The organism is Mesorhizobium sp. M7A.F.Ca.ET.027.02.1.1 (assembly GCF_004022985.1).
Classification (GTDB): Bacteria; Pseudomonadota; Alphaproteobacteria; order Rhizobiales; family Rhizobiaceae; genus Mesorhizobium.
The window spans coordinates 1-1,122 of sequence record NZ_RZOL01000786.1 but is presented as its reverse complement, the minus strand read 5'-3'; the positions used below and the strand labels follow the sequence as shown (position 1 = coordinate 1,122).

General features: G+C 64.9%; 2 protein-coding genes. Both read left to right on the top strand.

All coding sequences use genetic code 11. The features are described from left to right. Positions 1 to 521: GntR family transcriptional regulator (locus EN749_RS36140; protein ID WP_145991193.1), on the top strand; the 521-nt coding region annotated here is incomplete at its 5' end. 106 nt (positions 522 to 627) lie between these two features. Then, on the top strand, positions 628 to 1,122 hold a 495-nt coding region (locus EN749_RS36135), incomplete at its 3' end, for a biotin transporter BioY (protein ID WP_145991192.1).

Sequence of the window (1,122 nt, the reverse complement as noted above, 5' to 3'; positions counted from 1 at the left end):
AGGCCTTCCGGCGTCTGGAGGCGCAAGGGCTGGCCATCGGCGAGCCGCGGCGCGGCGTGCGCGTCGCGTCTTTCGATCTGGGCGAGGTCAAGGAGGTCGCCGAAATGCGCGCCGCCCTTGAGGTGCTGGCGCTGCGCCACGCCGCGCCGCACCTGACATCGGCCATTCTCGATCTCGCCGAGGAGGCGACCAAGGCCGGCGACAAGTCCCGCGATGTCAGGTCGTGGGAAGAGGCCAACCGCGCCTTCCACCGCTTGATCCTGGCGCCATGCGGCATGCCGCGCCTGCTCGCCACCATCGACGACCTGCACGCGGCAAGCGCCCGTTTCCTGTTCGCGGCATGGCGGTCGGAGTGGGAGACGCGCACCGATCAGGACCATCGCGCGATCCTCGCCGCCTTGCGGCAGGGAAACACCGAATCGGCGGCCGTCACACTGGGGCGGCACGTCCAATGGATTGGCCGCAAGCCGGTCAGGACGGCTTCCGGAACAACGCGCGAAGCCTTCGCCATCGTAGGTTAGACAGCCTCCGCCAAAGCGAGGGCTTGCAATCCCCAGGGAAGTGTGGATTCGATAATAGATCGGAAAGAGAAATTATCTATAATTTTCATCGATCGAAGGAATCCCAATGACAGACGTCGCATTCTCCCCCGGCAAGCCGTCGTTCAGTCCGCTCCGGCTCCAGGATCGTTCTCTTGCCTGGCAGGTTGGAGCCGTCGTGCTTGGCACCCTGTTCCTGGCGCTGGCGTCCTATATCGAGGTGCCGATGGTGCCGGTCCCGGTAAACATGCAGACCTTTGCCGTGACCCTGATCGGCGCGCTCTATGGCTGGCGGCTTGGCGCGCTCACCATCGTCGCCTGGCTGGTCGAGGGTGCGGTCGGCTTTCCGGTTCTGTCCGGAGGGGCAGCGGGTGCCGCGCATTTCGTCGGGCCGACGGGTGGCTATCTCTTCGCCTTCCCGCTTGTCGGCGCCTTGGTCGGCTGGCTAGCAGAACGCGGCTGGAACGGCAAAAGGGTGATGCTTGCCTTTGTCGCCATGCTGCTTGGCAACCTTGCCTGCCTTGTGCTGGGCACAGCATGGCTTGCCGTCATGATTGGAGCCGAACAGGCCGTTACCTTCGGC